The sequence below is a fragment of the Pseudomonas sp. UBA7500 genome (genome assembly GCF_002478435.1).
Classification (GTDB): Bacteria; Pseudomonadota; Gammaproteobacteria; order Pseudomonadales; family Pseudomonadaceae; genus Aquipseudomonas; species Aquipseudomonas palmensis.
The window spans coordinates 68,006-91,717 of sequence record NZ_DLNW01000027.1 but is presented as its reverse complement, the minus strand read 5'-3'; the positions used below and the strand labels follow the sequence as shown (position 1 = coordinate 91,717).

At 65.5% G+C, this 23,712-nt stretch carries 25 protein-coding genes; 12 read left to right on the top strand and 13 right to left on the bottom strand.

Annotated features, from left to right (window positions below; translation table 11 throughout):
• Nucleotides 1-34: 34 nt before the first annotated feature.
• The gene (locus B4I46_RS12270; RefSeq protein ID WP_043862572.1) at nucleotides 35-529 is read right to left on the bottom strand and encodes a SprT family zinc-dependent metalloprotease; all 495 of its coding nucleotides are present in this window, start codon (nucleotides 527-529) and stop codon (nucleotides 35-37) included.
• Between the two features lie 128 nt (nucleotides 530-657).
• Nucleotides 658-1,257 carry a Yip1 family protein gene (locus B4I46_RS12265; protein WP_043862571.1) on the bottom strand — a complete coding sequence of 200 codons (600 nt, stop codon included), beginning with the start codon at nucleotides 1,255-1,257 and terminating at the stop codon, nucleotides 658-660.
• Nucleotides 1,258-1,525: 268 nt separating this feature from the next.
• Between B4I46_RS12265 and ttcA the strand changes: the two genes are divergently transcribed.
• Nucleotides 1,526-2,350, top strand: coding sequence for a tRNA 2-thiocytidine(32) synthetase TtcA (gene ttcA, locus B4I46_RS12260; protein WP_054914704.1), 825 nt, complete (start codon nucleotides 1,526-1,528; stop codon nucleotides 2,348-2,350).
• Between the two features lie 5 nt (nucleotides 2,351-2,355).
• The gene (locus B4I46_RS12255) at nucleotides 2,356-3,027 is read left to right on the top strand and encodes a DNA-3-methyladenine glycosylase I (RefSeq protein WP_286900402.1); all 672 of its coding nucleotides are present in this window, start codon (nucleotides 2,356-2,358) and stop codon (nucleotides 3,025-3,027) included.
• 96 nt (nucleotides 3,028-3,123) lie between these two features.
• Here the strand turns inward: B4I46_RS12255 and B4I46_RS12250 are convergent, their stop codons facing one another.
• The 3 genes from B4I46_RS12250 to arsC are packed head-to-tail and all read right to left on the bottom strand — an operon-like array spanning nucleotide 3,124 to nucleotide 4,485.
• Nucleotides 3,124-3,537 (bottom strand): DUF2069 domain-containing protein, encoded by a 414-nt coding sequence (locus B4I46_RS12250; protein WP_043862568.1) that lies wholly within the window; start codon nucleotides 3,535-3,537, stop codon nucleotides 3,124-3,126.
• Complete coding sequence (gene wrbA / locus B4I46_RS12245; protein ID WP_043862567.1) at nucleotides 3,530-4,135, bottom strand: NAD(P)H:quinone oxidoreductase; 606 nt, start codon at nucleotides 4,133-4,135, stop codon at nucleotides 3,530-3,532. Before wrbA ends, B4I46_RS12250 begins: the two co-directional genes overlap by 8 nt.
• Nucleotides 4,132-4,485 (bottom strand): arsenate reductase (glutaredoxin), encoded by a 354-nt coding sequence (arsC, locus tag B4I46_RS12240; RefSeq protein WP_054914702.1) that lies wholly within the window; start codon nucleotides 4,483-4,485, stop codon nucleotides 4,132-4,134. Before arsC ends, wrbA begins: the two co-directional genes overlap by 4 nt.
• A gap of 87 nt (nucleotides 4,486-4,572) precedes the next feature.
• On the opposite strand from arsC, the gene B4I46_RS12235 reads away from it, so the two are divergent.
• Nucleotides 4,573-5,037, top strand: a complete 465-nt coding sequence (locus tag B4I46_RS12235; protein ID WP_043862565.1) for a TlpA disulfide reductase family protein — start codon at nucleotides 4,573-4,575, stop codon at nucleotides 5,035-5,037.
• Nucleotides 5,038-5,122: 85 nt separating this feature from the next.
• Here B4I46_RS12235 and B4I46_RS12230 read toward each other — a convergent pair whose 3' ends face one another.
• The 4 genes from B4I46_RS12230 to B4I46_RS12215 all read right to left on the bottom strand — a co-directional run bounded on the left by B4I46_RS12230 (nucleotide 5,123) and on the right by B4I46_RS12215 (nucleotide 9,803).
• Nucleotides 5,123-5,515 carry an META domain-containing protein gene (locus B4I46_RS12230; protein WP_078479811.1) on the bottom strand — a complete coding sequence of 131 codons (393 nt, stop codon included), beginning with the start codon at nucleotides 5,513-5,515 and terminating at the stop codon, nucleotides 5,123-5,125.
• 8 nt (nucleotides 5,516-5,523) lie between these two features.
• Complete coding sequence (locus B4I46_RS12225; protein WP_058541001.1) at nucleotides 5,524-5,961, bottom strand: hypothetical protein; 438 nt, start codon at nucleotides 5,959-5,961, stop codon at nucleotides 5,524-5,526.
• 31 nt (nucleotides 5,962-5,992) lie between these two features.
• Complete coding sequence (locus B4I46_RS12220) at nucleotides 5,993-6,982, bottom strand: 2-hydroxyacid dehydrogenase (RefSeq protein ID WP_043862562.1); 990 nt, start codon at nucleotides 6,980-6,982, stop codon at nucleotides 5,993-5,995.
• 67 nt (nucleotides 6,983-7,049) lie between these two features.
• Nucleotides 7,050-9,803: a response regulator gene (locus B4I46_RS12215; RefSeq protein ID WP_043862561.1), complete on the bottom strand. Its 2,754-nt coding sequence runs from the start codon at nucleotides 9,801-9,803 to the stop codon at nucleotides 7,050-7,052.
• Nucleotides 9,804-10,016: 213 nt separating this feature from the next.
• On the opposite strand from B4I46_RS12215, the gene B4I46_RS12210 reads away from it, so the two are divergent.
• The 7 genes from B4I46_RS12210 to B4I46_RS12180 all read left to right on the top strand — a co-directional run bounded on the left by B4I46_RS12210 (nucleotide 10,017) and on the right by B4I46_RS12180 (nucleotide 18,347).
• Nucleotides 10,017-10,733 carry a response regulator transcription factor gene (locus B4I46_RS12210; protein ID WP_043862560.1) on the top strand — a complete coding sequence of 239 codons (717 nt, stop codon included), beginning with the start codon at nucleotides 10,017-10,019 and terminating at the stop codon, nucleotides 10,731-10,733.
• Between the two features lie 63 nt (nucleotides 10,734-10,796).
• Nucleotides 10,797-12,080 (top strand): HAMP domain-containing sensor histidine kinase, encoded by a 1,284-nt coding sequence (locus B4I46_RS12205; RefSeq protein ID WP_078479810.1) that lies wholly within the window; start codon nucleotides 10,797-10,799, stop codon nucleotides 12,078-12,080.
• A 175-nt stretch (nucleotides 12,081-12,255) separates the two neighbouring features.
• Complete coding sequence (gene cysM / locus B4I46_RS12200) at nucleotides 12,256-13,158, top strand: cysteine synthase CysM (RefSeq protein WP_162484876.1); 903 nt, start codon at nucleotides 12,256-12,258, stop codon at nucleotides 13,156-13,158.
• The gene (gene rlmD, locus B4I46_RS12195; RefSeq protein WP_043862557.1) at nucleotides 13,158-14,516 is read left to right on the top strand and encodes a 23S rRNA (uracil(1939)-C(5))-methyltransferase RlmD; all 1,359 of its coding nucleotides are present in this window, start codon (nucleotides 13,158-13,160) and stop codon (nucleotides 14,514-14,516) included. Before cysM ends, rlmD begins: the two co-directional genes overlap by 1 nt.
• A 98-nt stretch (nucleotides 14,517-14,614) precedes the next feature.
• Nucleotides 14,615-16,855 carry a GTP diphosphokinase gene (gene relA, locus B4I46_RS12190; RefSeq protein WP_054914700.1) on the top strand — a complete coding sequence of 747 codons (2,241 nt, stop codon included), beginning with the start codon at nucleotides 14,615-14,617 and terminating at the stop codon, nucleotides 16,853-16,855.
• A gap of 95 nt (nucleotides 16,856-16,950) precedes the next feature.
• Nucleotides 16,951-17,781, top strand: a complete 831-nt coding sequence (gene mazG / locus B4I46_RS12185) for a nucleoside triphosphate pyrophosphohydrolase (protein ID WP_043862555.1) — start codon at nucleotides 16,951-16,953, stop codon at nucleotides 17,779-17,781.
• A 26-nt stretch (nucleotides 17,782-17,807) separates the two neighbouring features.
• Entirely contained in the window at nucleotides 17,808-18,347 is a 540-nt protein-coding gene (locus B4I46_RS12180; RefSeq protein WP_043862554.1) for a DUF2058 domain-containing protein, read from the top strand.
• A 64-nt stretch (nucleotides 18,348-18,411) separates the two neighbouring features.
• On the opposite strand, the gene B4I46_RS12175 is transcribed toward B4I46_RS12180, so the two are convergent.
• The 4 genes from B4I46_RS12175 to purM form a co-directional block, all read right to left on the bottom strand.
• Entirely contained in the window at nucleotides 18,412-18,594 is a 183-nt protein-coding gene (locus tag B4I46_RS12175; protein ID WP_043862553.1) for a hypothetical protein, read from the bottom strand.
• A 221-nt stretch (nucleotides 18,595-18,815) separates the two neighbouring features.
• On the bottom strand, nucleotides 18,816-19,526 hold the full coding sequence (locus tag B4I46_RS12170; RefSeq protein ID WP_286900391.1) for a DUF3108 domain-containing protein: 711 nt from the start codon (nucleotides 19,524-19,526) through the stop codon (nucleotides 18,816-18,818).
• Nucleotides 19,527-19,534: 8 nt separating this feature from the next.
• Nucleotides 19,535-20,188 carry a phosphoribosylglycinamide formyltransferase gene (purN, locus tag B4I46_RS12165; RefSeq protein WP_054914698.1) on the bottom strand — a complete coding sequence of 218 codons (654 nt, stop codon included), beginning with the start codon at nucleotides 20,186-20,188 and terminating at the stop codon, nucleotides 19,535-19,537.
• A complete protein-coding gene (gene purM, locus B4I46_RS12160) occupies nucleotides 20,188-21,246 on the bottom strand; it encodes a phosphoribosylformylglycinamidine cyclo-ligase (protein ID WP_043862550.1) in 1,059 nt (352 codons plus the stop codon). The genes purN and purM overlap by 1 nt, the downstream gene beginning before the upstream one ends.
• A gap of 330 nt (nucleotides 21,247-21,576) precedes the next feature.
• On the opposite strand from purM, the gene B4I46_RS12155 reads away from it, so the two are divergent.
• The gene (locus B4I46_RS12155; RefSeq protein WP_058541003.1) at nucleotides 21,577-22,632 is read left to right on the top strand and encodes a DUF2066 domain-containing protein; all 1,056 of its coding nucleotides are present in this window, start codon (nucleotides 21,577-21,579) and stop codon (nucleotides 22,630-22,632) included.
• Nucleotides 22,633-22,636: 4 nt separating this feature from the next.
• The gene (locus B4I46_RS12150) at nucleotides 22,637-23,710 is read left to right on the top strand and encodes an AI-2E family transporter (RefSeq protein WP_043862548.1); all 1,074 of its coding nucleotides are present in this window, start codon (nucleotides 22,637-22,639) and stop codon (nucleotides 23,708-23,710) included.
• Nucleotides 23,711-23,712 lie beyond the last annotated feature (2 nt).

The following is a 23,712-nucleotide window of genomic DNA, read 5'->3' as shown; positions in this document are numbered from 1 at the left end:
GCTCCCGCAGGGCGCTGGCTTGCCGGCGAAGCGTCTACTCCACCCGCGTCTCGCCGGTGAACACCAGCGTCTGCCGACACCGCCGGCACAGATACCGCCGCCCCTGGCGCACCAGCCCGTGGCGCTGCGCCGAGAACGGAAAGTCACTGCCCGCACATGGGCACTTGTAGATGTAGCGGGTCACGCTGCGGCGCTTGACTGCATAGTTGTGGCAGCGGTTGGGTGGCAGCTCGTACACCCCGCGCATGATCAGCTGCCACTCCTCGCCATGGGGCTGGATGCGGTCGCCGAACAGTTGATGCGCCACCAGGTGCGCGACTTCGTGGGGCACGGTCTGGCGCAGGAAGTCTTCACTGTTCTCGCGGTACAGCTGCAGGTTGAAGCGCAGCAGGTTTTCGTGCAGGTGCGCGACACCGGCCTTCTGCCCGCGCAGCTTGAAGCTCACCTCGGGACGCAGGAAGGGGCGCTTGAAAAAACTTTCGGCTTGCTGGTAACAGCTTTCGACGCGGGAATTGAGCAGCTCTGGCATATCGGTTGGACACTCCTGGCCGGCAATTATGCCGCAACCCGGGCGGCGCTGCCGAGACCGCTGGTCCGCACAGCATCAAGCCGCCTTGCGGCGGCCTGATGGGTACAGCCCCTAGGTTGGCGTATTGTCTAGCTGGTATAGACGGGCCCCACGCCCAGTCCCCAGACGATCACGGTGAAGGCCATGATGGCGACAAGCACCACCAGCCCCACCGCCAGCACCGAACTCGAGAACAGAAAGCCCTCGTCGGACGGGATGTTCATGAAGGTCGGCAGGCCCACGTACAGCAGGTACACCGTGTAGCAGATGGCTGCCGTGCCGACGATCATTCCCAGCCACAGGTGCGGGTACAGCGCCGCCAGGCCGCCGATGAACAGCGGGGTGGCGGTGTAGGTGGCGAACGCGATGCATTGGGCCATGCTCGGGGTGGCGTCGTAGGTGCGCGCCATCCAGTGGATGAAGGCGCCCATCACCGCGACGCCGCCCAGCATGGCCAGGTAGGACATCACGGTCATCCAGATCGCACTGTCGACGGTGAGCATGACCGGTGCGCGGTTGCCGATCACCCAGCCCACCTGGGTGGTGCCGATGAACGCGGAAACGGCGGGTATCGCCGCCAGTATCAAGGTGTGGGTCAGGTACATGTGGCTGATGGTTTCGTCTTCGCCACGGATTTCTTTCCATTCCTGGTCAGGATGGGTGAACAGCCCCAGAACGTGATGGATCATGCCAGTCACTCCCTCGTTGTTGCCATCGCCCCCCAGCGGAGCGCTTGCGCGGCCCAGTGGCTGGGCCTGACGGGATCAGGTCACGCTTGCTGTGGCCTTATGACGCAGTATAGGAAGGGGTTCGCTGCACAAATCCGCTTTTTTAGAGCAAATTGCGCTGTAAGCGCGGCGCTTCATTTCCTTGCAGTCTTTATCGGATGGGCTACGCGAGCGTCAGGTTTGTGCGTAAAATGTGCCGCTTTTGTCACACCTTGCGGATTCAATCGCCATGGGCACCCTTTCGGTCAACCAGAACAAACTGCAAAAACGCCTGCGTCGCCTTGCCGGCGAAGCCGTCGCCGACTTCAACATGATCGAAGAGGGCGACAAGGTCATGGTCTGCCTGTCGGGCGGCAAAGACAGCTACACCATGCTCGATGTTCTGCTGCACCTGCAGAAAGTGGCGCCGATCAAGTTCGACATCGTCGCGGTCAACATGGACCAGAAGCAGCCAGGCTTCCCCGAGCACATCCTGCCGGCCTACCTCGCGACCCTGGGCATCGAGTACCACATCGTCGAGAAAGACACCTATTCGGTGGTCAAGGAACTGATCCCGGAAGGCAAGACCACCTGCTCGCTGTGCTCGCGCCTGCGTCGCGGCACGCTGTACACCTTCGCCGACGAGATCGGTGCGACCAAGATGGCCCTGGGGCATCACCGCGACGATATCGTCGAGACCTTCTTTCTCAACATGTTCTTCAACGGCACGCTCAAGGCCATGCCGCCCAAGCTGCGCGCCGACGACGGTCGCAACGTGGTGATCCGTCCGCTGGCCTACTGCGCCGAGAAGGACATCCAGGCCTACTCGGACATGAAGCAATTCCCGATCATCCCGTGCAACCTGTGCGGCTCGCAGGAAAACCTGCAGCGCCAGGTGGTCAAGGACATGCTGGTGGAGTGGGAGCGCAAGACCCCGGGACGCACCGAGAGCATCTTCCGCGGCCTGCAGAACGTGGTGCCGTCGCAGCTGGCGGACCGCAACCTGTTCGACTTCACCAACCTGCGCATCGATGAAACCGCCACCCCGCGGTTCGTCGATGTGCTGAACCTCTGACCGGCATGCGCGATTATCAGTGGCTGCATGAATTCTGCCTGAACCGCTTCGGTTCGGCGGCGGCCCTCGAGGCGCACCTGCCCGAGCCGTTGAGCCCGGCGCAGCTGCGCCAGATCAGCGACGACCGCTACCTCTCGACCATGGCCCTGCGGGTGTTTCGCGCCGGGCTCAAGCACAGCCTGGTGGACGCCAAGTGGCCGGCGTTCGAGCAGGTGTTCTTCGGCTTCGACCCAGAGAAGGTGGTGCTGATGGGCGCCGAGCACCTGGAGCGGCTGATGCAGGACACCCGCATCATCCGCCACCTGGGCAAGCTCAAGAGCGTGCCGCGCAATGCGCAGTTCATGCTCGACGTGGCCAGGGAGAGGGGCAGTTTCGGTGCGTTGATCGCCGACTGGCCGGTGACCGACATCGTCGGCCTGTGGAAGTACCTGGCCAAGCAGGGCAACCAGATGGGCGGGCTGTCGGCGCCGCGTTTTCTGCGCATGGTCGGCAAGGACACCTTCGTGCCGAGCAATGACGTGGTGGCGGCGCTGGTGGCGCAGGATGTGATCGACCGGCAGCCGACCAGCCAGCGCGACCTGGCCACCGTGCAGCAGGCGTTCAACCAGTGGCATGCCCAGAGCGGGCGGCCGATGTGCCAGTTGTCGATGATGCTGGCGTATACCGTCAACCATTGAGAACGACGGTGTCGCAATCGCGGGTCAAGCCCGCTCCCACAAGGACCGTGGTAATCCTGTGGGAGCGGGCTTGACCCGCGATAGGCGCGCCGCCTATCAGACGCCTTCCCCCGCCACCCGCCGCTCATACTGAAAGCGCCAGCGCACAAACAGCAGCGCACTCACGAACAGCACCAGGCTGATCCCCACTTCCAGCCACCCCAGCAGCGCCCGCGCCGGGTCGAACGCGGCCAGCACGCCCTTGATGAAGTACAGGTTCACCACGAAGCACGTCCACGCATGGGCCCGTGCACTGCCCATCAGCATGCCCGGCAGCACCAGCAGCAACGGCACCAGCTCGATGGCCAGGATCACCCCCACGCGCGCGCCGTGCAGGTTGGCGAACCACAGGTTGTTCACCGTCAGCAACGCCATCAGGCTGAAAAACGCCACCAGGCTCAGCACCCGGGTAGCGCGCACACGTGGCTCCAGCCACTCCAGCGGCGGCAGCACCTTGGGCTTCTTAGCCACGGCCGTTCTCCAGCAGTTTGGCAGTGCTCGCCAGGCGCTGGCCCAGGGCACGGCACAGGGCGATCTCGTCGGCGTCCAGGTCGCGCTTGCCATCGGCCCCGGCATGGTGGCTGGCGCCATACGGCGTGCCGCCGCCCCGGGTGTCGAGCAACGCCGATTCGCTGTAGGGCAGCCCCATGATCAGCATGCCGTGGTGCATCAGCGGCAGCAGCATCGACAGCAGGGTCGACTCCTGGCCGCCATGCAGGCTGGCCGTGGAGGTGAACGCCGCCGCCGGCTTGCCCACCAGCCCGCCACTCAGCCACAGGCTGCTGGTGCCGTCGATGAAATACTTGAGCGGCGCGGCCATGTTGCCGAAGCGCGTCGGGCTGCCCAGGGCCAGGCCCGAGCAATGGCGCAGGTCGTCGAGGGTGGCATACAGCGCGCCGTTCTCGGGGATGTCGGGGGCCACCGCTTCACACTCGGTGGAAATCGCCGGCACCGTGCGCAGGCGCGCCTCCAGCCCACCCAGTTCGACGCCACGGGCAATCTGCCGGGCCATTTCGCTGGTGGAGCCGTGGCGGCTGTAGAACAGGATCAGGATATAGGGCGCGCTCACGGCAGAATCTCCAGCACCTTCTCGGGCGGCCGGCCAATCACGGCCTTGTTGCCCGCCACCAGGATCGGGCGTTCGATCAGCTTGGGGTGCCGGGCCATGGCGTCGATCAACTGGTCGTCGCTCAGGGCCGGGTCGGCCAGGCCCAGGGTCTTGTATTCGTCTTCGCCACTGCGCAGCAGCTGGCGCGCGCCGATGCCCAGCTTGCCGAGCAGGGCCTTGAGGGTGGCGGCGTCGGGTGGGGTTTCCAGGTAGCGCACCACCTCCGGGGTCAGGCCACGGGCTTCGAGCAATTCCAGCGCGCCACGGGACTTGGAGCAGCGCGGGTTGTGATACAGGGTCAGTTCGGTCATGTTCGGGGTCGCATCCGGCAGGGGGTGGCGGCTATTCTAACCGCAGCGAATTGGCATTTTGCCTGAATCTTGAAGAAGGATTGACCCATGACAAGGCGATTGGCAGCAGCCCTGGCCATCACCGCGAGCCTGTTGCTCGGCGGATGCGGTGTGGACTACGGCCTCGACCAGAACGGCAATGCGGTGAAAGCCGAGCAGATCGAAGGGCGCTGGGTGGTGCTCAACTACTGGGCTGAATGGTGCGGGCCGTGCCGCACCGAGATCCCCGAACTGAACGCAGCCGCCAAGGACTGGCAGGCGCAGGGGATCACCGTACTGGGGGTGAATTTCGACGGCTTGCGCGGCGATGAGCTGAAAAAGGCCAGCCAGGCGCTGGGCATCGACTTCACCGTGCTGGCCGACGACCCGGCCGAGCGCTACGACCTGCCGCGCAGCGAGGCGCTGCCGGTGACATACATCATCGACGACAAGGGCAAGGTGCGTGAGCAGTTGATGGGCGAGCAGACGGCCGAGGGGCTGGCCGAGAAGATCAAGGTGCTAAAGGGCGCCTGATCGGCGGTGCGCCCATCGCGGGTCAAGCCCGCTCCCACAGCGCTGTGGGGGCGGGCCTGGGCCGCGATGCAGGCGATGCGGGCTGTCAGCCTTCCTCAGGCCAGAAGCGCAGCGGCTTGCCCTGTTCGGGCCAGAAGCGCACCTGCTCGATCGGCGAGATGTCCCAGCGTTGCACGGTCTCCAGCGCCTTCAGAAAGCGCTTTTCCTGCTCCATCAGCGCCGGCGCGCACTGCTTGCGCGTGCTGCCCACCGGGCCAAAGCTGAGTTTCTCGCCGTCCAGCGTATACGGCGCAAACCAGTGGTTGCAGCCGGCATTGCCATACGCCCGGCCATCCTCGGCCAGCGTCAGGGTCAGGTGGCTGTAGTCGATCAGCGGACGTTCGCCAATCCACTCCAGCACGTAGCTCTGTTCCTGTTGCAGCTTCATCGGCTCGGCTGCGCAACCGGCCAGGGTCGCGACCACCGCTGCACAGACCATCACGGGTTTCACTTTGCAGCCTCCTGGCATTTCGGGCACAGGTGCTTGTCGCCCTGTGTGCACCAACCCAATTCGGCGATGCGCGCCACGGCCGCCGGCTTCTGCGCCTTGGTGCCCAGCTTGGCATCCACGGCGAATTCGAAGTCCAGGGTGGCCTGGCAGCCATCGCAGTTGACCTGCCATGCATGAATCGCCAGCTCGCCGAACACCGGGCCCGCCGCTACCGCCACCCACTGGCCGGTGGGGTTGATCAGGTGGCGCACGGTCTCGACCGTCAGGCGCATCGACAGGGTCTTGCTGCCCTTGAGGGTCACCAGCAGTACGTCGCCTTTCTGGATCGAGCCACCGTTGCCGGTGACCTGATAGCGACCGGGTACCAGCGAGCGGCATTCGATCAGGGTGTGTTGCGGATTGAACAGGGTGTAGCGGAAATCGTGTTCGACCATGGGTCCTCCAAATATGGCGCGTATCCTAGCATCATCCCTCGACCAGATTCTGCGGATTGCCTGCCGCCCAGCGGGCAATGTTCTCCAGCGTGGTGGCGGCGATCGCCGCCAGTGCCTCGCGGGTCAGGAAGGCCTGGTGCGCGGTCACGATCACGTTGGGGAAGGTCAGCAGCCGCGCCAGCACGTCGTCCTGCAACGGCAGGTCGGAGCGGTCCTCGAAAAAGATCTGCGCCTCCTCCTCGTACACGTCCAGCCCCAGGTAGCCGAGCTGGCCGCTCTTGAGCGCGTCGATCAGCGCCGGTGTGTCGACCAGCGCGCCGCGCCCGGTATTGATCAGCATGGCGCCCGGCTGCAGGCTGGCCAGGCTCTGCGGGTTGATCAGGTGCCGGGTCTGCGGCGTGAGCGGGCAGTGCAGGCTGATGATGCGCGATTCGCGCAGCAGCTCCGGCAGGTCCAGGTAACGTGCACCCAGCGCCTCCACCTCGGGGTTGGGGTAGGGGTCGTACGCCAGCAGCTGGCAGCCGAAGCCTGCCATGATCCGCGCAAAAGCCAGGCCGATCTGGCCGGTGCCGACCACGCCGACGGTCTTGCCGTGCAGGTCGAAACCGGTCAGCCCGTGCAGGCTGAAATCGCCCTCGCGGGTGCGGTTGTAGGCACGGTGCAGGCGGCGATTGAGGGCAAGAATCAGGGCCACGGCGTGTTCGGCCACCGCATGCGGCGAGTAGGCCGGCACCCGCACCACCGTCAGCCCAAGGCGCTTGGCGGCGGCCAGGTCGACATGGTTGTAGCCGGCCGAGCGCAGCGCGATCAGGCGCGTGCCGCCGGCCTTGAGGCGGCTCAGCACCGGCGCCGAGAGGTCGTCGTTGATGAACGCGCACACCACCTCGTAGCCTTCGGCCAGTGCCGCGGTGTCTTCGGTCAGGCGCGCGCCTTGAAAGTGCAGCGCCAGTTGCGTGGCCCCTGGCGCGCTGCTGAAGCTGTCCTGGTCATAGTGTTGGCTGCTGAAGAGCAAGGCTTGCATGGCATGGTTCCCAAGGGTCGGATGCCGTCAGTGTAACCAACCGGCAAGGCCCGGGCCTTGCCAGAGATCAGGCGCTCTGGCGGGCCACGGTCGTCAGGCGGTTGATGGCCTGGTCCAGTTCGTCGAGGGCACGCTGGGCCTCGGGGTCGTCCTGCTTGAGCAGGGTTTCGCTGCGCTGGCAGGCGGCGCGCAGCTGCGGTACGCCGCAATAGCGCGTGGCGCCATTGAGGCGGTGCACGCGCTCGATGGTGGCGTGGCGGTCGTCGGCCTCGCGGGCGCAGCGGATAGCGTCGCGGTCGGCATCCAGCGAAGCCAGCAGCATGGCCAGCATGTCGGCGGCCAGGTCCGGCTTGCCTGCCGCCAGGCGCAGGCCTTCCTCAGGGTCCAGCACCTTCAGGTCGTTGCCGTCGACCGGCAGTTCGGCGCCGCGCTCGTTGGTCGGGCTGCCCAGTTGCAGGCCGGTCCACTTCAGCACCACCTGGGCCAGCTGGCGCTCACTGATCGGCTTGGTCAGGTAGTCGTCCATGCCGCTGTGCAGCAGGGCGCGCTTCTCGTTGGCCATGGCATGCGCGGTCAAGGCCACGATCGGCAAGGCCGGGGCGCTGCGCGTGGCCTCCCACTGGCGGATCTGTTCGGTGCATTCGCGCCCGTCCATCACCGGCATCTGTACGTCCATCAGCACCAGGTCGAAGTGCTCGTCCTGCACTGCGCTGATCGCCGCATGGCCGCTGTCCACCGCCAGCACATCGGCGCCGAGGTCTTCGAGCAGGGTCTGCACCAGCAGCAGGTTGGCCGGGTTGTCGTCCACGCACAGCACGCGGGGTTGGCGCTGGCCGCTGGGCACCTTGTATTCGCCGCTGGTACGCCTGGGCTGCACCAGCTCGAGCAGGGCCCGGCGCACCTTGCGCGTACACGCAGGCTTGGCGTGCAACTGGCCGTGGGCATTGGGCAGGTGCGGGTGGTACAGCGCCTGTTCGGTGGTGGGGCACAGCACCAGGGCCTGACAGGCAAAGTGCTCCAGGCGCTGGATGTACTGGCCCAAGCGCTCGGGCGCCAGCGATTGCAGGTTGACCCCCATGATCGCCAGCTCGAACGGCTGGCCGGCAAGGAAGGCGGCCTCGATGCCCTTGAGCAGCTGCTCGCTGGTGGTGAAGGTGGTCACGTCCAGGCCGCAGTCCTGCATCTGGTGCGCCAATGCCTGGCGGGCCAGTTCGTGGTCGTCCACGATTGCCATGCGCCGGCCTTGCAGCGCCTGGGGTGGCAGGTCCTCGGCGTCGTCGCGGGCCTTGGGCAGGTTGAGGCTGATCCAGAACTGCGACCCCTCGCCCGGGGTACTGTCGACGCCGATCTCGCCGCCCATCTGTTCGATCAGGCGCTTGGAGATTACCAGCCCCAGGCCGGTGCCGCCGGGCTGGCGCGACAGCGAGTTGTCGGCCTGACTGAAGGCCTGGAACAGGGCACGCACATCCTGGCTGGACAGGCCGATGCCGGTGTCCTGCACGCAGATGCGCAACTGCACGCTGTCTTCGGTTTCGTCATCGAGCATGGCGCGGGCAACGATGGTGCCTTCGCGGGTGAACTTGATCGCGTTGCTCACCAGGTTGGTGAGGATCTGCTTGAGCCGCAGCGGGTCGCCTACCAGCGACAGCGGGGTGTCGCGGTACACCAGGCTGACCAGTTCGAGCTGCTTGGCGTGGGCCGCCGGGGCGAGGATGGTCAGGGTGTCCTGGATCAGGTCGCGCAGGTTGAACGGGATGCTGTCGAGCACCAGCTTGCCGGCCTCGATCTTGGAGAAGTCGAGGATCTCGTTGATGATTCCCAGCAGGCTGTCGGCGGATTTTTCGATGGTACCCAGGTAGTCGAGCTGGCGCGGGGTCAGTTCGCTTTTCTGCAGCAGGTGGGTAAAGCCCAGGATGCCGTTGAGCGGCGTGCGGATCTCGTGGCTCATGTTGGCCAGGAATTCGGACTTGATGCGGCTGGCTTCCAGGGCTTCCTTGCGCGCCATGTCCAGCTCGATGTTCTGGATCTCGATGGTCTCAAGGTTCTGGCGCACGTCCTCGGTGGCCTGGTCGATGCTGTGCTGCAGCTCTTCATGGGCGTTGTGCAGGGTTTCGGCCATGCGGTTGATGCCATTGGCCAGTTCATCCAGCTCATGGCTGCCCAGGCTCGGCAGGCGCTGTTCGAGGTTGCCGTCCTTGAGCTGGTTGACCGCGAACTTGATCTGCCCGATGGGGCCGTTGATGGTGCGGCTCATGCGCAGCGCCAGCAGGGCGGTCGCGCCCAGGCCCACCAGAATCAGCAGCAGGCTGGCGAACAGGCTGCGGTAGCCGCGCAGCAGCGTGCCATCGTGGGACAGCTCGATCTCGACCCAGCCCAGCAGGCGGTCGGCTTCACCGGGAACCCGTTCGCCGGCCAGCTCGCGATGGCGGCCGAACACCGGCAACAGGTAGCGCGTGGCATCGTTGCCGCTGCGTTGCAGCAACTGGGTGCCGCCACCGCTGGGCTGTTGGTTGAGCATGCTCGGGCCGGCGTGGGCCAGGTGGCTGCGGTCGGGGTGCAGAAACGACACGGCGCGCACGTCGGCCTGCTCCAGCGCCTCGGCGGCGATGCGCTCGAGCTGCGCCGAATCGTTGCGGGCCAGCACCGGGGCCACCAGGGGCGCCAGTTGCTCGGCGATCATGCGACCGCGTTGCAGCAGCTGGGCCTGCAGTTCGCTTTGCTGCAACCAGGTGAAGTAACCACCCAGCACCAGCGCCATCATGCTGGCCGGGAGCAGGGCGAGCAGCAGTACGCGGCTTCTGATTCCCAATCGATTCAGCACGCCCACTCTCCTGTGCTCGGTTAGCGCTGTAGGACCTTCGTCGGCATGTTCCGACGACCCAACTCTGAAAATTACCGCGACTGTGTATCTAATGCACTCATTTGTATCTGTTTTTGTCGATTGTAGGAGGCGCAGGTGCTTTTGTCGGCGCGTGTTGCTTGCATGGGGGGAATGCTCAATAATCGAGCGATTGAGAATTGCTAGCACCCGCCAATGAATCCCGTCGCCATTAACGCCTCAAACATACTTGCCATCGAGGATGATCCGGTCCTGGGTGCCCACCTGCACGAGCAGCTCGAGCGCAGCGGGTTTCTGGTGACCTGGTGCCGCGATGGCCGCGAAGGGCTGCAGATGGCTCGCCAGCGCAGCTTCGATGTGGTGCTGATGGATATCCTGCTGCCCGGCCTGAACGGGCTGGATGCCCTGGCGCGGCTGCGCGAGAAGAGCTCGATACCGGTGATCCTGATGTCGGCGCTGGGCGCCGAAGGCGATCGCATCACCGGCTTCCAGCGCGGCGCCGACGACTACCTGCCCAAACCGTTCAGCATGGTCGAGCTGCGCGTGCGCATCGAGGCGATCCTGCGGCGGGTGGCGCTGGAGCGCCGGCACCAGCCGGGGGAGGGCACGCCCGCGGGCGAACTGGTGTTCGATGAACTGGCCTGCGATGTGCTCCACGGGCAGCAGCGGGCCGGCCTGACCTTAAGCGAGTACCGCCTGCTCGACACCCTGCACCGCAGCCATGAAGAGGTGTTGAGCAAGGCATTCCTTTATCAGCACGTATTGCAGCGCGGCTATGCCCGGCATGACCGCAGCCTGGACATGCACGTGAGCCAGATCCGCCGCAAGCTCAAGGCCATCGGTTACCTGGAGCGCCAGGTGCGCACGGTGTGGGGCAAGGGCTATGTGCTCAGCGCCAGCGAGGACCTGTAGGTGCTCAGCCGTCATTCCCTGTTCTGGAAGCTGGCCTTGCTGCTGGTGGTGTTCTGCCTGCTGATGATTGCCCTGAGCTGGCAGTGGGGCCGGCACATGGAGATCCGCAACGCCTACCTGTCGCCCAAGGCGCGCGCCACCCTCGAAGACTACGCCCGCGAGGCCGAAAACGCCGTGCGCCGCGGCGGGCAGGCCGGCGTGGATGCGTGGCTGACGCAGATGCACGAGCGCGAGCGCGGTTTCGTGGGCGTGATCGGCAGCGACCTGCAATCGCTGGGCAGCGTGCCGCTGACCGACGCCCAGAGCCAGCGCCTGACGTTTCTGCGCGGCACCGACTGGCCGGTAAGCCGGCATTCGGCGCGCTCGCCATGGATGCTCGTGCCGTTCCCGGACGACTCCAGCCTGGGCAGCCTGGTGATCGAACTGCCGCAGCGGCTGATGCCGGGGCGCCTGAACATGCTGTTCTGGCGAATGGTCACCAACGGCCTGATCCCCGGCTTGCTGACCCTGGTGTTCTGCGTGGGCCTGTATCGCATGCTGATTCGCCCGCTGAGCCAGTTGCGCGAGCAGGCCAATGCCTGGCGCGCCGACCGGCTCACCGCGCGGGTGGCCAGCGACACCACCAGCCGCAAGGACGAGTTCGGCGAGCTGGGGCGCGCCTTCGACGACATGGCCGAGCGCCTGCAGGGCACGGTGGCCCTGCAGCAGCAGTTGCTGCGCGACCTGTCCCATGAAATGCGCACGCCGCTGAGCCGCCTGCGGGTGGCCAGCGAGGGCGAGACCGACCTGGAGGCGCTGCGCGAACGCCTGGGCCGGGAAGTGGACAACATGCAGCGCCTGGTGGAAGACGCCCTGCAACTGGCCTGGCTGGACGCCGAGCGCACGCAGTTGGTCAGCGAACCGATCCAGGTGCAGGCGTTGTGGGAGATGCTGGCGGAGGATGCCTGCTTCGAAAGTGGCTGGCCGCGGGAGCAACTGGTGTGCACGCTGGGGGCCGACTGCTGGGTGCAGGGCAACCTCAACAGCCTGGCCCAGGCGTTGGAGAACATTCTGCGCAATGCCATTCGCCACTCGCCGCCGGGCGGGGTGATACGCCTGGCGGGAAGCCGCCAGGGGGGCCAGTGGCTGCTGTGGCTGGAGGACGAAGGCGGAGGCGTGGACGAGGCCCAGCTGGAACACATCTTCGCGCCGTTCACCCGCCTGGACGACTCGCGGCCGGGGAACGGCGGCTTCGGCCTGGGCCTGAGCATTGCGCGCAATGCCCTGCAGCGTCAGAGCGGGCAGCTGTGGGCGCAGAACAACGCCAAGGGCTTGCGGGTGAACATGCAGCTGCCGGCGGTGATCTAGCACCGCTGCGGCTGTAGGCGCCGGCCTTGCCGGCCAATGCACCACCACCGTTTCAAGTTGCTGCGCGCGGGCTGCTTATATCCCTCGGCTATAACCCTCAACCATTGCGTGATATGGGCCAAAGCCGTTTGCCGGTATGATAGGCGCCCCCGCAGTCTGGATTGCGAAATACGCCATGACCTTGCAGTACCCTACCATCGCCGATTGCGTCGGCAACACGCCCCTGGTTCGCCTGCAGCGCATGGCCGGCGAGACCAGCAATACCCTCCTGCTCAAGCTCGAAGGCAACAATCCGGCAGGCTCGGTCAAGGACCGGCCGGCGTTGTCGATGATCACCCGTGCCGAACTGCGCGGGCAGATCAAGCCAGGCGCCACGCTGATCGAGGCAACCTCCGGCAACACCGGTATCGCCCTGGCGATGGCAGCGGCGATCAAGGGCTACAAGATGATCCTGATCATGCCCGACAACTCCAGCGCCGAACGCAAGGCTGCCATGACCGCCTACGGCGCCGAGCTGATCCTGGTCAGCAAGGAAGAAGGCATGGAGGGCGCCCGCGACCTCGCCGAGCGCCTGCAGGCCGAAGGCCGTGGCCAGGTGCTCGACCAGTTCGGCAACGGTGACAACCCCGAAGCCCACTACGTCAGCACCGGCCCGGAAATCTGGCAGCAGACCGGCGGCAGCATCACCCACTTCGTCAGCTCCATGGGCACCACGGGCACCATCATGGGCTGCTCGCGCTACCTCAAGGAGCAGAACCCCAACGTGCAGATCGTCGGCCTGCAACCGATGGAAGGCTCGGCGATCCCCGGGATCCGCCGCTGGCCCCACGAGTACCTGCCGAAGATCTTCGACGCCAGCCGCGTCGACCGTGTGGTCGACATGGCCCAGAGCGAAGCCGAAGAAACCACCCGCCGGCTGGCCCGCGAAGAGGGCATTTTCTGTGGCGTGTCCTCCGGTGGTGCGGTGGCGGCCATGCTGCGCCTGTCGCGCGAGCTGGAAAACGCGGTAATGGTGGCGATCATCTGTGACCGTGGCGACCGTTACCTGTCGACCGGCATCTTCGACGCGGCCAACTGATGTCCAAGGCCAAACGCAATGGCGGTCTGCGCTTCCAGCCGACCGGTGGTACCCGTGCGCCCCAGGTGCCAACGGGCAAGAAACAGCGCTTGAGCATCGAGCGCCTGGCCGGTGACGGCCGCGGCATCGCCTTCTTCGAAGGGCGCACCTGGTTCGTCAGCGGCGCCCTGGCCGGTGAAGAGGTCGAGGCGCGGGTGCTCAATGCCCACGGCAAGGTGGTCGAGGCACGCCTGGAGCGTGTGTTCAGCGCCAGCGAGGCGCGGCGCCCGGCGCCGTGCAAGCACTTCGATCGCTGTGGCGGCTGCAACCTGCAGCACCTGCCCCATGCCGCTCAGCTCGAACTCAAGCAGCGCCTGCTGGCCGAGCAGTTGCAGCGGGTGGCCGGCGTGGTGCCCGAGCAGTGGGCCGCGCCGTTGTCCGGCCCCGAATTCGGTTACCGCCGGCGCGCCCGCGTGGCGGTGCGCTGGGACGCCAAGGCCCGGAAGCTCGACGTGGGCTTTCGCGCCGAAGCCAGCCAGGACATCGTCGCCATCGACGACTGCCCGGTGCTGGTACAACCCTTGCAGTCGATACTGCGTCACCTGCCGCTGCTGTTGCAGAGCCTGAGCAAGCCACAGGTGGTGGGGCACGTGGAGCTGTTCAGCGGTACCGCCCTGGCACTGCTGCTGCGCCATACCGCGCCACTGGTCGAGGCCGACCTGGCACGTTTGCAGGCGTTCTGCAGCGAGGCGGGTGTACAACTCTGGTTACAAGGTGAGGGGCAACCGGCCCCGGCCAATCCAGCGGACACGCTAGGGTTTACCCTGGAACCATGGAACCTGGAATTGGCCTACAGGCCAGGTGACTTCGTGCAAGTCAATGCCCAGGTCAACACCGCGATGATCGAGCAGGCCCTGGCATGGCTTGCGCCACAGGCCGACGAGCGTGTACTGGACCTGTTCTGCGGCCTTGGCAACTTTGCCCTGCCGCTGGCCCGGCAGGCCCGCGAAGTGGTGGCGGTGGAAGGGGTGCAGGCCATGGTCGATCGGGCCGCGGCCAATGCCCAACGCAACAAACTGCATAACACGCAGTTTTTTCAGGCCGATTTATCCCAGCCTCTGGCGACTTCAGGCTGGGCGGCAGGAGGCTTTTGTGCGGTACTCTTGGACCCACCGCGCGACGGTGCCTTCGAGGTGGTGCGCAACATCGCCGCACTTGGCGCCCGACGTCTGGTCTACGTGTCGTGCAACCCGGCGACGCTGGCCCGCGACACCGTCGAGCTGGTCAAGCAGGGGTACCGGTTAAAATGTGCCGGGATCCTCGACATGTTTCCGCAGACTGCGCATGTCGAGGCCATGGCGTTATTCGAGGTGGGTTAGCGACGCTGGCCCGCCCGGTGTCGCCCCTTCGATCTGGCAGGGGCGACACCCGTGTTTTCAAGCGCATGAGCATGCGCTGTAGGGAAAGGTAAACAAAGATGGTACAGGTGAGAGTGCACCAGCCGGTCAACACCGACGGCAGTATCAATCTCGAAGCATGGCTGGATCATGTGGTCAGCGTCGACCTGGCGCTGGACCGGGAAGCCCTCAAGGCGGCCTGCGAGTTCGCTCAGGACATAGAGAAAAAAGGTAACCCGGCCAAGCATTCCTGGGCCGACGGTACCTCGAGCTTCCAGGCGGGCCTGGAGATCGCCGAGATTCTCGCCGACCTCAAGCTCGACCAGGACTCCCTCGTGGCGGCGGTCATCTACCGTGCGGTGCGTGAAGGCAAGGTGACCCTGGCCGAGGTGGGCCAGCGTTTCGGCCCGGTGGTGTCCAAGCTGATCGACGGCGTGCTGCGCATGGCGGCCATCAGTGCCAGCCTCAGCCCGCGCCATTCGCTGGTGCTGGGCTCGCAGGCGCAGGTCGAGAACCTGCGCAAGATGCTCGTGGCGATGGTCGACGACGTGCGCGTGGCGCTGATCAAGCTGGCCGAACGAACCTGCGCCATTCGTGCGGTGAAGGGCGCCGACGACGAGAAGCGCAACCGCGTGGCCCGCGAGGTGTTCGACATCTACGCGCCGCTGGCCCACCGCCTGGGCATCGGCCACATCAAGTGGGAGCTCGAAGACCTCTCGTTCCGCTACCTGGAACCCGACCAGTACAAACAGATCGCCAAGCTGCTGCACGAGCGCCGGCTCGACCGCGAGCGCTTCATCAGCGACGTGATGAACCAGCTGCAGAACGAGCTGCTGGCCACGGGCGTCAAGGCCGACATCAGCGGCCGGGCCAAACATATCTATTCGATCTGGCGCAAGATGCAGCGCAAGGGCCTGGAGTTCAGCCAGATCTACGACGTGCGCGCCGTGCGCGTGCTGGTGCCCGAGATGCGCGACTGCTACACCGCGCTGGGCATCGTGCATACCCTGTGGCGGCACATCCCCAAGGAGTTCGACGACTACATCGCCAACCCCAAGGAGAACGGCTACCGCTCGCTGCACACCGCGGTGATCGGCCCCGAGGGCAAGGTGCTGGAGGTGCAGATCCGCACCCATGCCATGCACGAGGAGGCCGAACTGGGCGTTTGCGCGCACTGGCGCTACAAGGGCACCGACGTCAAGCCCAGCTCCAACCACTACGAGGAGAAGATCTCGTGGCTGCGCCAGGTGCTGGAATGGCACGAGGAACTGGGGGACATCGGCGGCCTGGCCGAACAGCTGCGCGTGGATATCGAGCCGGACCGGGTGTACGTGTTCACCCCCGACGGCCACGCCATCGACCTGCCCAAGGGCGCCACGCCGCTGGACTTCGCCTACCGCGTGCACACCGAGATCGGCCACAACTGCCGGGGCGCCAAGATCAACGGGCGCATCGTGCCGCTCAACTACAGCCTGCAGACCGGCGAGCAGGTGGAGATCATCACCAGCAAGCACGGCAACCCGAGCCGCGACTGGCTGAACTCGAACCTGGGCTACGTCACCACCTCGCGGGCGCGGGCCAAGATCGTGCACTGGTTCAAGCTGCAGGCCCGCGACCAGAACGTCGCCGCCGGCAAGACCCTGCTCGAGCGCGAACTCAACCGCCTGGGCCTGCCGCAGGTGGACTTCGAGCGCCTGGCCGAAAAGGCCAACCTCAAGACTGCCGAAGACATGTTCGCCTCGCTGGGCGCCGGCGACCTGCGCCTGGCGCACCTGGTCAACGCCGCGCAGCAACTGGTGGAGCCGGACCGCATCGACCACATTGAGCTGGTGCCGCGCAAGGCCACCGGCTACAAGCCGGGCAAGCGCGGGGATATCCAGATCCAGGGCGTTGGCAACCTGCTGACGCAGATGGCCGGGTGCTGCCAGCCGCTGCCGGGCGATGCCATCGTCGGCTACATCACCGTGGGCCGTGGGGTGACCATTCACCGCCAGGACTGCGCCTCGGTGCTGCAACTGGCCGGTCGCGAGCCGGAGCGCATCATCCAGGTCAGCTGGGGCCCGGTGCCGGTGCAGACCTACCCGGTGGACATCATCGTGCGTGCGTATGACCGCCCGGGCCTGCTGCGTGACGTGTCGCAGGTGCTGCTCAACGAGCGCATCAACGTGCTGGCGGTGAATACCCGTTCGAACAAGGAGGACAACACCGCGCTGATGTCGCTGACCATCGAGATCCCGGGCCTGGACGCCCTGGGGCGCTTGCTGGGGCGCATTTCGCAGTTGCCCAACATCATCGAGACGCGGCGCAACCGTACGCCTTGAGGGCGCCATTGCGGGGCAGGCCCGCTCCTGCAGGATCCTTGTGGGAGCGGGCTTGACCCGCGATGAGGCCAGACCTGCCGAACAGAGAGCACACGATGTACACCCTAGACGACCTGCTCCACCTCATGGCCCGCCTGCGCGACCCGCAGTACGGCTGCCCGTGGGACCTCAGGCAGACCTACGCCACGATCATCCCGCACACCCTCGAAGAAGCCTACGAGGTGGCCGACGCCATCGAGCGCAGCGACTTCGAACACTTGCAGGGCGAACTGGGCGACCTGCTGTTCCAGGTGGTGTATTACGCCCAGCTGGCCCGTGAAGAGGGCCGTTTCGAATTCGCCGGGGTGATCGACAGCATCACCCGCAAGCTGATCCGTCGCCACCCGCACGTGTTCCCCACCGGCGAGCTCCATGCGCCGCTGGACCTGCCACGGCTCGATGAAGAACAGGTCAAGCAGCGCTGGGAAGAGATCAAGGCCCAGGAGCGCGCCGAAAAGGGCGAGCCCGAACAACTGTCGCTGCTCGACGACGTGCCGGCGGCCTTGCCGGCCCTGTCGCGTGCGGCCAAACTGCAAAAGCGTGCGGCCCAGGTCGGATTCGACTGGGACGACCCGTTGCCGGTGCTGGACAAGGTGCGCGAGGAGCTGGACGAAGTACTCCAGGCCATGGCCGACAACGACCCGGCGGCGCTGGCCGACGAGGTAGGCGATTTGCTGTTCGCCACCGTCAACCTGGCCCGTCACCTCAAGCTGGACCCGGAAAACGCCCTGCGTGGCGCCAATCGCAAGTTCGAACGACGTTTCCGTTTTATCGAACAGGCATTGCGCGACATGGGGCGTCCGATTGAAGATTGCACCCTCGAAGACTTGGACGCGCTCTGGGGCGAAGCCAAACGTCAGGAAAAGAACCTGCCCAGCTGCGGCTGAGCTGTTGCATAAGTGAGTGAACACCGATGAGCCTTTCCCTTCGTGACCAACTGCTCAAAGCCGGCCTGGTCAACCAGAAGCAGGTCAAGCAGGTCAGCAAAGAACAGAAGAAACAGAAACGCCTGGAGCACAAAGGCCAAGTCGAAGTCGACGACACCCAGCAGCGCCTGGCCAAGGAAGCCATGGCCGAGAAGGCCAAGCGTGACCAGGAGCTCAACCGCCAGCAGCAGGAAAAGGCCGAGCAGAAGGCCCGTGCCGCCCAGGTCAAGCAGTTGATCGAGGTGTCGCGCCTGCCCAAGCTGACCACCGAGGACTACTACAACTTCGTCGACGACAAGAAGGTCAAGCGCCTGTCGGTCAACGCGTTGATGCGCAGCAAGCTGAGCAGCGGCTCGCTGGCGATCGTGCAGCATGGCGGTGGCTACGAGGTGATCCCGCGCGAGGCCGCGCTGAAGATCCAGGAGCGCGACCCGCAGCGCATCGTGCTGCTCAACACCCAGGTCGAAGCGCCGGATGCGGACGACCCGTACGCCGCCTACGTCATCCCGGATGACCTGATGTGGTAAGCCTGCTGGGCTAGACACGACAAACCCCGCCTCGGCGGGGTTTGCTGTTTCTGAAGACGGGGAATTACTGGGGTTGGCGCTTGGCTTCGAGGTACTCCAGTTCGATCCGGTAGCTGTGGGCTTCCTGTTCGTTGTGGAACATGCCGACCAGCTGGTCCTGCTGATGCACATCCCAGATACGCACGCCTGCGGCCAGGCCTTCGTGGGACAGTTTCGATTCATCGCGCTCAGTTACTTTGACAGTCATCTGCTAACTCCAAATCCAGTTAACTGCGGCACCGTGTCGCAGGTCTCTTTTATAGAATTTGTTAGCAGCCTAAGTAAATGCTTGGCGCATGAAACATCTTTCATGCCGCACGGTCGAGGCGACTCCTTCGCCAGCAAGGCTGGTGTCTGCAGGGAGGGCCACGCCACAAAAACAAAACCCCGCACAAGGCGGGGTTTTGGGTAATGCACGCTAGCGGCCTGTCAGCTGCCCTTGACCGACTTGCCGTCGACCGTGCCGTCCTGCAGCACGATCACGTACTCCTTGCCGTCGGTCTCGACCTGGCGCAGTTGCACCAGCAGGTAGTCCCATTCCTTGGCGAACCACAGCTCGGTGACGCGCTTGCTCTGGCTCGGGTCGCGCACGCGCTCGACCTTGATCGCATCGACCTGGCCGGTCTTGGTGCTGACCTTTTCGGTACCCAGCACGCGGAAGTCGTAGGTGTCGATCTCGTCGCCATCCACCACCTGGTAGGTCATGCTCTTCTTGCCGGCTGCCACGTCATGCTGCAGGGCCAGCTGGTAGGACGACTTGTCCAGCACGCCGCGGTTGAGCGGCAGGTTGACCGCGTCGCCACGGTCGGAGCCGGTGATCTTCTTGCTCGACCAGTCGAAGTCCAGGTCGACCTTCTTGGCCTTGCCCAGGCCGCCACGTTCGAAGTGGTAGGTCTGCGGCAGCAGGGTGTCCTTGTCCAGGCGCAGGGTACTTTGTTCGGTCAGGCTGGCAATCATCATCGAGGCCTTGAAGTTGAGGCTCCAGGTCCCGTTGGCGTTCTTGGCCAGGCTGCGCTCGGCGGTGCCGCTCATGGGCAGTTGCTTCCAGTCGGCGGTGTAGCTGGCCGAAAAAGGCTTCAGATCGGCTGCCTGAAGCGGCAGTGCAAGCACGGCAAGTGCGAAGAGCAGGGCACGACGCATAAAATCTCCTAGGGTCGAATCAAGTGGCCGCTGGCCGCCAAGGGCTGGCCATCCAGTAGAGCACCGTGCTCGCCAAGGCGCAAACGGCCTTCGGCGAACCAGCGCACCGCCAGCGGATAAATCAGGTGTTCCTGGCTGTGAACCCTCTGGGCCAGTTGCGCCGGCGTGTCATCCGAGACTACCGGTATCACAGCCTGTACGACCAGTGGCCCGCCATCGAGTTCCTCGGTGACGAAGTGCACACTGCAGCCATGCTCGGCATCCCCGGCTTCCAGCGCACGCTGGTGGGTATGCAGGCCCTTGTACTTGGGCAGCAGGGAAGGGTGGATATTGAGCAGGCGGCCGTGGTAATGGCGCACGAAACCGGCACTGAGGATACGCATGAAGCCGGCCAGCACCACCAGCTGCGGGGCAAAGCCGTCGATCAGCTCGACCAGCGCCGCGTCGAAGGCCTCGCGGCCGTCGAAGGCCTTGTGGTCGAGCACGGCGGTGTCGATGCCCGCATCGCGGGCGCGCTGCAGGCCGTAGGCATCGGCGCGGTTGGAGATCACCGCGCGGATCCGCACCGGGCTGTCGCCGGTGCGGGTACTGTCGATCAGGGCCTGCAGGTTGCTGCCGGTGCCGGACAGCAGCACCACTACATCACAAGACGTGCTCGGCATCAGTGCGCCTTGAGGTTCTTCAGCTCGACCTGGGCGGCGCCTTCGGCAGCGGTGGCGATCTGGCCGATCACCCAAGGCTGCTCGCCGGCTTCGCGCAGCACGTTCAGGGCGTTGTCGACCTGATCCTGACCCACGCAGATCACCATGCCCACGCCGCAGTTGAGTACGCGGTGCATTTCGGTCTCGTCGACGTTGCCCTGCTGCTGCAGCCAGTCGAATACCGCCGGGCGCTGCCAGCTGGCCACGTCGACCACGGCCTGGGCGCCTTTTGGCAGCACGCGCGGGATGTTGTCGAGCAGGCCGCCACCGGTGATGTGGGCCATGGCCTTGACCGCGCCGGTGTCCTTGATCAGCTTGAGCAGCGGCTTGACGTAGATGCGGGTCGGGGCCATCAGCAGTTCGGTCAGCGGCTTGCCGTCGAGCTGGACGTTCTGGATGTCGGCGCCGGCCACTTCGATAATCTTGCGGATCAGCGAGTAACCGTTGGAGTGCGGGCCCGACGATGGCAGGGCGATCAGGGCGTCACCGGCAGCCACCTTGGAGCCGTCGATGATCTCGGCCTTTTCCACCACGCCGACGCAGAAGCCGGCCAGGTCGTAGTCTTCGCCTTCGTACATGCCCGGCATTTCAGCGGTTTCGCCGCCTACCAGCGAGCAGCCTGCCAGTTCGCAGCCGGCGCCGATGCCGGTGACCACGTCAGCCGCGGTGTCGACGTTGAGCTTGCCGGTGGCGTAGTAGTCGAGGAAGAACAGCGGCTCGGCGCCGCACACCACCAGGTCGTTGACGCACATGGCGACCAGGTCCTGGCCGATGGTGTCGTGCTTGTTCAGGTTCAGTGCCAGGCGCAGCTTGGTGCCCACGCCGTCGGTGCCCGAAACCAGCACCGGCTGCTTGTAGCCTGCCGGAATTTCGCAGAGGGCGCCGAAGCCCCCCAGGCCGCCCATGACTTCCGGGCGCGCCGTGCGCTTGGCGACGCCTTTGATGCGTTCGACCAATGCTTCACCGGCGTCGATGTCTACACCGGCGTCCTTGTAGCTCAGGGAGGGTTGCTTGCTCATGATCCAGGCCTTTAGGGGGAGGGATTCGGGGGAATCGACCGGCACCTGCCAGGCATTGCGAGGGTTTTCCTGCTGCCTGAGCGTCGCCGGTCTGCGAAGGCGCGCGATTTTATCAGGGTTACCCGGTAGCGGCCATCCTCAGGCCGACGGGCAGGGCCTCATTCGACATAAAAACATTGATTCGGTATGGCCGCTGGTTGCCGCGCCATGGGCTGTATAAGGTATAGGTAATGAAATTTGACCGCAGGGCTGAATGTTTTACCCGCGGGGGTGGTCAGAGCTTCACTTTTCACTGACCGCGCTTTCTATTTACCTGGACAGGAATCCTCCATGCGTTTGCGTTCATACCTGGCCGTTGGCTGCCTTGCCCTGTTTGGCCTGAGCGTTCAGGCCGAAACCCTCACTGGCCTTTATCAGGTGCGCGAGCCGGTCAGCGGCGAGGGCACCGAAGCCCGCGCCCAGGCCACCCAGAATGCCCTGAGTACCCTGGTGGTGCGCCTCACGGGCGACCCCAAGGCGCCGCAGAGTGCGGGCCTGGCAGGGCTACGCAAGGACCCGCAGCAAATCATCAGCCAGTTCGGTTTCGAGGCCGGCCCGCCTGAAACCGTGCTGGTGGATTTCGACCCCGGCAGCACCGACCGGGCTTTGCGCCAGGCCGGGCTGGCCCTGTGGGGCAGCAACCGGCCGGCCATCCTCGGCTGGTGGTTGAACGACAGCGTGGGCGGTTCGAGCCTGGTGGGCGATGGCCAGAGCAGCGCCGAACCGCTGCGCCGCGCCGCGCAACACCGTGGCTTGCCGCTGCGCCTGCCCATGGGCGACCTGAACGAGCAACTGGTGGCCACTGCCAAGAACCTCGAAGGCACCGACCCCGCGCCCCTGCGCGAGGCCTCCGAGCGCTACGCGGCCGATGCGTTGCTGGCGGTGCATGCCACCGAGGGCGAGGGCAAATGGCAGGGCACCTGGCGCCTGTGGCTGGGCGACCAGCGCGAGCAGGGCAAGGTCGAAGGCGCCGATCAGGCCGCCCTGGCCGATGCGGTGATGCTGGCCGTCAGCACGCGCCTGGCGCCGCGCTTCGTCGCGCGACCGGGCACCGGTGGCGAAAACCAGATACAGGTCCAGGGCATGACCCTGGAGCGCTATGCGCAGCTTTTGCAGACCCTTGAGCCGCTGGGCGGGCGCCTGACCTATGTGGACGGCGATACCCTGACCTACACCGTCAGCGGCACCCCCGAACAGGTGCGTGCGCAACTGGGCCTGGCCAGGCTGCAGGAGGTGCCGGCAGAGGCCGCCGCCCCAGCGCCGGTCGCACCCGCAGCCCCAGGCGAGGCCCAGGTGGCTGCGCCCGCACCGTTCACCGGTTTGCGGTTTCGTTGGCAGGGAGCGTGACTGAATGATGGATACACGCCGTTGGGTATGGGTGTTGGGGGTGCTGGTAATCGGCACGCTGCTGTACTTCTTGCACGGGATCCTCTCGCCCTTCCTTATAGGTATCGGCCTGGCGTACCTGGCCGACCCGCTGGTGGACCGGCTGGAGCGCGCCGGGCTGTCACGCACCTGGGGCGTGGTGGTGGTGTTCGCCCTGTTCACCCTGGTGTTCATGGCGATGCTGCTGGTGCTGATCCCGATGCTGGCCAAGCAGTTGGTGCGCCTGTACGAGCTGGCACCACAGATGCTCGACTGGTTGCAGCACGTGGCGCTGCCGTGGGTGCAGACGCGCCTGGGGCTGGCCGATGGCTTCTGGAAGTTCGACAAGATCAAGTCGGCGATCAGCGAGCACATGGGCCAGACCACCGACATCGTCGGCATCGTGCTCAGCCAGGCTACCGCGTCCGGGCTGGCGCTGATCGGCTGGTTGGCCAACATGGTGCTGATCCCGGTGGTGGGCTTCTACCTGCTGCGCGACTGGGACCTGATGATGGCCAAGCTGCGCCGCCTGTTGCCGCGCCAGCGCGAAGAGCAGGTGGTGTCGCTGGCCCTGGAATGCCACGAGGTGCTCGGTGCGTTCGTGCGCGGGCAGTTGCTGGTGATGCTGGCGCTGGGGGTGATCTACGCCGCCGGGTTGATGCTGGTGGGCCTCGAACTGGGCCTGCTGATCGGTATCATGGCCGGGCTTGCGGCCATCGTGCCGTACATGGGTTTCATCATCGGCATCGGCGCGGCATTGATCGCCGGCATGTTCCAGTTCGGCGGCGACCTGTACCCGATGCTGGGCATCGTCGCGGTGTTCATGGTGGGCCAGGCCCTTGAAGGCATGGTGCTCACGCCGTTGCTGGTGGGCGACCGCATCGGTCTGCATCCGGTGGCGGTGATCTTCGCGATCCTGGCCGGCGGCGAGCTGTTCGGGTTCACCGGGGTGTTGCTGGCGCTGCCGGTGGCGGCGGTGATCATGGTGTTGCTGCGGCACATGCACGACCTCTATAAAGAGTCGGACATGTATGCTGGTGAAATCGACCCGGACCTTTGAAG